The organism is Nitratireductor alexandrii (assembly GCF_004000215.1).
In the GTDB taxonomy this organism is placed as follows: domain Bacteria; phylum Pseudomonadota; class Alphaproteobacteria; order Rhizobiales; family Rhizobiaceae; genus Mangrovimarina; species Mangrovimarina alexandrii.
In genome coordinates, this window is the sequence record NZ_RBVY01000009.1 from 226,999 (window position 1) to 233,504 (window position 6,506).

7 protein-coding genes are annotated in these 6,506 nt (G+C 63.0%); 6 read left to right on the forward strand and 1 reads right to left on the reverse strand.

The window, feature by feature from the left end; all coding sequences use genetic code 11:
- Nucleotides 1-30: 30 nt before the first annotated feature.
- Nucleotides 31-471: a pilus assembly protein N-terminal domain-containing protein gene (locus EP380_RS19665; protein ID WP_106572504.1), complete on the reverse strand. Its 441-nt coding sequence runs from the start codon at nt 469-471 to the stop codon at nt 31-33.
- Between the two features lie 496 nt (nt 472-967).
- Between EP380_RS19665 and EP380_RS19670 the strand changes: the two genes are divergently transcribed.
- From EP380_RS19670 to EP380_RS19695, 6 genes are all read left to right on the forward strand, one after another.
- The gene (locus EP380_RS19670; RefSeq protein WP_106572503.1) at nt 968-1,144 is read left to right on the forward strand and encodes a Flp family type IVb pilin; all 177 of its coding nucleotides are present in this window, start codon (nt 968-970) and stop codon (nt 1,142-1,144) included.
- 142 nt (nt 1,145-1,286) lie between these two features.
- Nucleotides 1,287-1,799, forward strand: a complete 513-nt coding sequence (locus EP380_RS19675; protein ID WP_106572502.1) for an A24 family peptidase — start codon at nt 1,287-1,289, stop codon at nt 1,797-1,799.
- Nucleotides 1,800-1,930: 131 nt separating this feature from the next.
- Nucleotides 1,931-2,743, forward strand: a complete 813-nt coding sequence (cpaB, locus tag EP380_RS19680) for a Flp pilus assembly protein CpaB (protein WP_106572501.1) — start codon at nt 1,931-1,933, stop codon at nt 2,741-2,743.
- Nucleotides 2,740-4,308, forward strand: a complete 1,569-nt coding sequence (locus EP380_RS19685) for a type II and III secretion system protein family protein (RefSeq protein ID WP_164749924.1) — start codon at nt 2,740-2,742, stop codon at nt 4,306-4,308. Before cpaB ends, EP380_RS19685 begins: the two co-directional genes overlap by 4 nt.
- Before the next feature lie 17 nt (nt 4,309-4,325).
- Complete coding sequence (locus EP380_RS19690) at nt 4,326-5,030, forward strand: CpaD family pilus assembly protein (RefSeq protein ID WP_127600208.1); 705 nt, start codon at nt 4,326-4,328, stop codon at nt 5,028-5,030.
- A 24-nt stretch (nt 5,031-5,054) separates the two neighbouring features.
- Nucleotides 5,055-6,338 carry a CpaE/TadZ family protein gene (locus EP380_RS19695; RefSeq protein WP_127600210.1) on the forward strand — a complete coding sequence of 428 codons (1,284 nt, stop codon included), beginning with the start codon at nt 5,055-5,057 and terminating at the stop codon, nt 6,336-6,338.
- Nucleotides 6,339-6,506 lie beyond the last annotated feature (168 nt).

Sequence of the window (6,506 nt, forward strand, 5' to 3'; positions counted from 1 at the left end):
CGTTTCCGGGGCGCTGAGGCGGTTGGCGCGTTACTGGCTGGCGCCCATCTCGCTTTCGGACAGGCGTTCGGCATCGCTCTTGTAGGAGCTCTCGCAATAGGGCGTGCACGACAGCGTCTGAACCTCGGCGCGGCGATAGACGCGCACGGATTTGGTGTCCTGGCGGGCCACGTAGATCTGTTCGTCGACGATCGGGGCCCCGTCCAGGTCGAGGACGACGATATTGGTGACGCCGAATCCGCGCCCCGTCAGCACGAGCGTGGTGGCATCCTGGACCGAGGCGTCCGCGATTTGCGGATTGCCGACCACGATCGTGTCCGCCGGCCGGGCCAGCTTGACGATCTTGGCCTCGTTCATGAGGATACGTATGCCCGCTTCGGCCAGCGCAGGCGCGGCCCCGGCTGCCAGCGACAGCGCCGCCAACGTGCCGATCAGGACATGTCGTGCCGGGAATTTCGATGTCGACGCCATGGGGTCTCTCCGCCTCGTGCTTGCCGAAAGATGAACCGGATTGGTGAATCTTCGGTTAAGCGCGGCCGCGAACCTGGCGGGACTGCCCTTTTGGTCCCCCGTGACGAGATACCCCGCTCGCGTGCGCGAGCCTTTCACGATCCCGGTAAGGTCGTATTCGCGGCGTCGAGCCGGCGGCGCGCGTCCCCGTCGCCGTCAAGCAGGCTCCAAGTAAAGGTGTTCCCCGCCTCAAGTAGGGAACGGCGACCATGCGCATTGTGCCGGTGCTCGGGCGGCCGCCGTTTCGGATCGAATCGAGGTGGGCGGCAAAGCATACAAAGCGCGGGTTTTGCTTATGCCAAATTTAACCAACAGGGGCAGTTGCAAGGGTTAGGGTTTCGGTAAGTCTGTTTCTTAAGCCGATCGCAACAGCTTCCCCGTAGTGTCTGGCCATCCGATCAACGCACGAAGAAATGTTGACGGGCTGTGCTGTAACACGTGGAGTAGGAGCTCTCGAATGTCTAAGCTTTTTGCACGTTTCGTGAAAGACGAATCCGGCGCGACCGCTATTGAATACGGTCTGATCGCCGCCCTCATCGCCGTGGCCATCATGGCCGGCGCCGGTGCCCTCGGCACGTCGCTGGACAAGCAGTTCACGGAAATCTCCAAGGAACTCGACTATACGGCCGACTAGTCGCCGCCTTCGGGCCGTCAAATGCCCGATCTAGCCGAGGGGCCGCTTGTCGAGCGGCCCCTTTGCTTTGCGCGGTTTCGGGTTTCACACTTGTTTAAGCGCGCTGGGTCTATCCTGGACCATACCAACCGGTGAGGCGATCATGATTGAAGCGGCGATCTTCGTCATCTTTCCGTTCTGCATGGCTTTCGCGGCCGTTTCCGACATGCTGTCGATGACGATCGCCAACCGCGTGCCGGTCTTGCTTGTCGCCGCCTTCGCCGTTCTGGCCCCGCTGACCGGCATGGCCTGGCCCGAGTTCGGCATGCATTTCGCCGCCATGGCTGCGGTGCTCGCCGTCACCTTCGCCCTGTTTGCCGTCGGCGGCATGGGCGGCGGCGATGCCAAGCTGCTCGCGGCCACGGCATTGTGGATGGGGTTCGACATGAACCTGCTTTATTATCTCACCGTTTCGGCGATGTTCGGCGGCCTGCTCACATTTTTCATCCTCCTTTATCGCCGCTCGCTTTTCGCCGACATCACGGTCAACAATCTGATCCTGCGCAATTTTGCCGACCGCGACGCCGGCGTTCCCTATGGGATCGCGCTCGGCCTCGGCGGTCTGGCCGCCTATCTGCACTCGCCCCTGATGGTCTGGGCGCTCGCCCAGGTCTAGGCGGTTAGGCACTGCGATCCGTAAACCTTGAATTAAGGACGATCGTAAGCATTGCATTAACCCTAATTTGACGATTGCTCCCGCATTGTCGCCGCCGGTGGACGTAAATCGCCGGGTAAAGGTGCGGGTTGATGAACACTTCACGCTTGATCATTTTGGGTGTTGCCGTCGTCGCGGCCGGTGTTGCCGGTTATATCGCGAAGAACCTGGCGACGGCGCCGGCGCCGATCGTGGTTGCGGACGCGGTGCCGCGCGAACCGGCGGTCCGCATGACCGAGGTGCTGGTGTTGTCGGAGGACCTGCCGGTCGGTCAACCGCTGGAAAACCAGATGCGCTGGCAGGACTGGCCGTCCGAGGCGGTCAGCGATGGTTTCATAACGCGTGAAGCCGAAGGCGACGCCCAGGAAACGCTGAAAGGGGCGATTGCCCGCCTGCCGATATATGCCGGCGAACCGGTGCGGCGCTCCAAACTGATCGGCGCCGGTCAAAGCTTCATGTCCGCGATCCTGCCATCCGGCAAGCGCGCGATCGCCACCCAGATTTCTGCCGACACCTCGGCTGGTGGTTTCATCCTGCCCAACGACTTTGTCGACGTGATCATGACGCGCCGCGCCGAGAGCGGCGGCACCCAGGGTTTCGTCACCGAAACCATCCTGAAGAATATCCGCGTCCTGGCCATCGATCAGACGATCACCGAGGACGAGGAAGGCCGCAAGGTCAAGGTCGGTGAGACGGCGACCCTCGAACTGACGGCCCAGCAGGCCGAAATCATCACCGTGGCCCAGCAGCTCGCCGACAGGCTGACGCTGGCGCTGCGTTCGATCAAGGATGCCCAGGAAAAACCGACCGGTGAGGCCGACTATCTGGTGTCCGGCAATGGCCGGCGCGGCACGGTTCGGCTGATCAAATCGGGCGAAGTCTCTGAAGTTGGAGCGCGCAAATGACGTCGCATATTCGCAAGCTGCCGGAAAAGGGTCTCAAGGCTCCGATCGCCACGGGGATCGCGACGTGCCTGATCGCGATGGCGGCGATCGGCCTGCCTGCCGTACCCGGCTTCGGATCGGGCGAGGCGGCCGCCGCACAGGTCAAGGTGCGCTCGACCAGTTCGACGAGCCAGCGCATCAAGCTCGGTCTCAACAAGTCTGTCGTTATCGATCTGCCGCAGGACGCCTATGACATCCTGGTGGCAAATCCGACGGTTGCCGACGCCGTGACGCGCACCGCGCGACGCATCTATCTGTTCGGCAAGCAGGTCGGCGAAACCAATATTTATGTCTTCGGCGCCAATGGCGAACAGATCGCGAGCCTGGACCTGGCGATCGAGCGCGACGTGGCCGGGCTTGAGGATTATCTCGAACGGTTCATCCCGAATTCCGACATCACCGTCGAACTCTTGAACGACAACGTCGTCCTGACGGGAACCGTCGAGACCCCGCTCGACGCCTCGCGCGCCGCCCGGCTGGCGCAGATTTTCGTCACCGGCGGTGAAGCGACCACCGGCCAGTATGCGCAGACCGCCGCCGCGCCGACCGATGGCGGCGGTGTCGACATCAACAACCCCGACGCTGAGCGGCGCGTCAGCCAGATCGTCAACCTCCTGAAGATCGTCGGCGAGGATCAGGTCACGCTCAAGGTGACCGTTGCCGAAGTCAGCCGCGTTGTCATGAAACAACTCGGCGTCAACATCATGGGTTCCGGCACCTCCAACGGCATTTCCTGGGGCGCGATCGGCGAGAATATTTCCGGTCTTGGCAAGCATCTGACCGGATCGCAGCTCAGCCTCGGCACGGCCTTCGGGTCGAGCACGCTCGACGCCTATCTCAACGCCATGGAACAGGCTGGCGTGATGAAGACGCTCGCCGAACCGACGCTGACGGCGATCTCCGGCGAGAAGGCCGAATTCCGGGTCGGTGGCGAGTTCAACCTGGTCGTGGGCCAGGAGGTCGATTCGGAGACCGGCGGCATTTCCTACGATATCGAGAAGCTGGAATACGGGATCGGGCTGGAATTCCTTCCCGTCGTGCTGTCGCCCGGCCGCATCAGCCTGAAGGTCCGCACCTCGGTCTCCGAGCCGACGACGGAAGGATCGGTCCCGCTTGGCACCGGTGGCAGGCGGACCGCCACCAATCTCTTGTCGATCCGTAAGCGGCTTGCCGACACGACCGTGGAACTGCCGTCGGGCGGCTCGATGATGATCGCCGGCCTGGTTCGCGACGATATCCGCCAGGCGACATCGGGACTGCCCGGCCTGTCGAAGCTGCCTGTATTGGGCACGCTGTTCCGCAGCCGCGACTTCGTCCGCAACGAATCCGAGCTCGTCATCATCGTCACGCCCTATCTGGCGCGCCCGGTGGCCCGCCAGCAGCTTGCCCGCCCGGACGACAATTTCAACGCCGCCAGCGATGGCGCCGGCATGTTTCTGGGCCGTGTCAATCGCGTCTACGGCACCATGAAGACCAACAAGCCCAAGGGCCGCTACCACGGTGTGGTCGGCTACATCTACAAATGATCGCGAGGAACGGCACGATGCGTAGTGCACTCTCCTGTCTGCCCCAGGCCGCACGCCCGTCGCGGCGTGCCGCCACCGTTCTTGCCGCGATCGCGGCGGCCGCACTGCTTGGCGGTTGCGCCAAGCGCGATTCGATCACGGTCGGTTCGGTGCCGGACGACTACCGGACCAATCACCCCATCATCATCTCCGAACAGGACGAGGTGCTCGACCTGCCCGTCGGCCTGTCCGAGCATGGCATGACCCGGATCCATCGTGCGGCCGTTGACGGCTATGTCGCCAATTACGATCGCGGTGCTGGCGCCGTGATAAGCATCATGGTCCCGGCCAATTCCGCCAACGCGGCCTCGGCCAGTTCCGCCGCCTACGAGATCGCCGGTTACATGCAGCGCAAGGGCATCCCGGCCGGGCGCATCGTCACCGTGCCCTACGATGCGGGCGCCCCCGACCAGACAGCCCCGATCCGTCTCGTGCATGGCCGCATGAAGGCCCATGTCGGCCAATGCGGCCGTTGGCCCGACGACGTGCTCAAGACAAGCGAGAACAAGCACTACACGAATTTCGGCTGCGCCTATCAGAACAATCTGGCTGCCCAACTGGCCAATCCGGCGGACCTTCTGGGACCGCGGGCCCCCACCGAGATAGACGCCGCCAATCGCGGGGTGGCGATCGAGGACTACCAGAGCCGTGAAACCGAATGGGCCCCGGTCACCCAGTACTGACGAGCCGGAAGCGAGGCGAGGACGATGAACAATCTGGCTTATGACAGCGAAGGCGAGCTGGACGAAGCGGTGACGGACGGCGAAGTGGCGCAGCTCAATGCGTTGCGTCCCATCCCGCGGATATCGATCCAGGCTTTCTGCGAAACCGAGAGTGTGGCCAAACCGATCGAGCGCGCCGGCGACGACCGGCGTATGGCCAAGGCCCATCTCAAGGTTCACATGGGTGGGCTTGAGGCCGCACTCGAATATTACGCGGCCGCGCCGACGCCGAACCTGATCGTTCTGGAATCCCGCGACGAGCCCAAGGAAATGCTGGAATCGCTGCAGCGACTGGCCGATGTGTGCGATCCTTCGACCAAGGTCATCATCATCGGCCATTACAACGATGTGTGGCTGTATCGCGAACTGATCCGCGCCGGCATATCGGAATATGTCGTGGCTCCGGTTTCGCTGGCCGATGTGGTCGCGATCATTTCTCAGATTTTCGTCGACCCCGAGGCCGAGCCGCTCGGCAAATCTATCGCCTTCGTCGGCGCCAAGGGCGGGGTCGGTTCCTCGACGATTGCCCACAATGTCGGCTGGATGATGTCGTCGACGTTCAGTTCCGAAGTCGTCGTGGCTGATCTCGACCTGCCGTTCGGCACGGCGAATATCAATTTCGACCAGGATCCGGCTCAGGGCATCGCGGAGGCCGTGTTTTCGCCCGAGCGCATCGACGAGGTCTATCTCGACCGTTTGCTTGCCCAATGTTCGGAACATCTCTCCCTGCTGGCCGCGCCGTCCACGCTCGACAGGGCCTATGATTTCGATTCCGACGCCTTCGCCCAGATCATCGACATCGCCCAGCGCAGCGCGCCGCTTCTGATCCTCGACGTCCCGCACGGGTGGAACGGCTGGACGCGCAAGACGCTGGTCCAGGCCGACGACATCGTCATAACCGCGTCGCCGGAACTGGCGAATCTGCGCAACACCAAGAACCTCGTCGACACGCTCAAGAAGCTGCGGCCGAACGATAAGCCCCCCTATCTGGTCATCAATCAGGCCGGCATGCCCAAGCGGCCTGAGATCTCGGCGGAGGATTTTGCCGAACCGCTCGACTTGGTGCCACTGGCGACGATCCCGTTCGAGGCGCAGCTTTTCGGCAATGCGGCCAATAATGGCCGGATGCTCGGCGAGATGGATGCGCAGCACATGATCGTGAAATCGATCTCCGAAATCGCGCATGTGCTGACCGGTCGAAGCGAAATAAAGACCAAGACCAAAACTGGCCTGGCCGGAATGCTCGCCAAGCTGAAGGCACGGAAGTAGCCACGAAATTGCGAAATTGGTGCGTGGGACATGTTTGGAAGACGTGGTAGCGAAGGTTCGTTGAGGGAAGAGCCGGTCAGCCGGCCGGTTGCCCCCCCGCCGGCGGCGCCGGACGATGCCGACCGTCCCGCAGCCCAGCCGCGCGCGGCCGCGCCGCAACCGCCCGCG

What these genes read in the sequence shown, in the direction of transcription:
- EP380_RS19675 (WP_106572502.1), top strand. Translation starts at nt 1,287, where the DNA reads ATGATTGAAGCGGCGATCTTCGTCATCTTTCCGTTCTGCATGGCTTTC.
- EP380_RS19670 (WP_106572503.1), top strand. Translation starts at nt 968, where the DNA reads ATGTCTAAGCTTTTTGCACGTTTCGTGAAAGACGAATCCGGCGCGACC.
- EP380_RS19665 (WP_106572504.1), bottom strand. Translation starts at nt 471, where the DNA reads ATGGCGTCGACATCGAAATTCCCGGCACGACATGTCCTGATCGGCACG.
- EP380_RS19690 (WP_127600208.1), top strand. Translation starts at nt 4,326, where the DNA reads ATGCGTAGTGCACTCTCCTGTCTGCCCCAGGCCGCACGCCCGTCGCGG.
- EP380_RS19685 (WP_164749924.1), top strand. Translation starts at nt 2,740, where the DNA reads ATGACGTCGCATATTCGCAAGCTGCCGGAAAAGGGTCTCAAGGCTCCG.
- cpaB (WP_106572501.1), top strand. Translation starts at nt 1,931, where the DNA reads ATGAACACTTCACGCTTGATCATTTTGGGTGTTGCCGTCGTCGCGGCC.
- EP380_RS19695 (WP_127600210.1), top strand. Translation starts at nt 5,055, where the DNA reads ATGAACAATCTGGCTTATGACAGCGAAGGCGAGCTGGACGAAGCGGTG.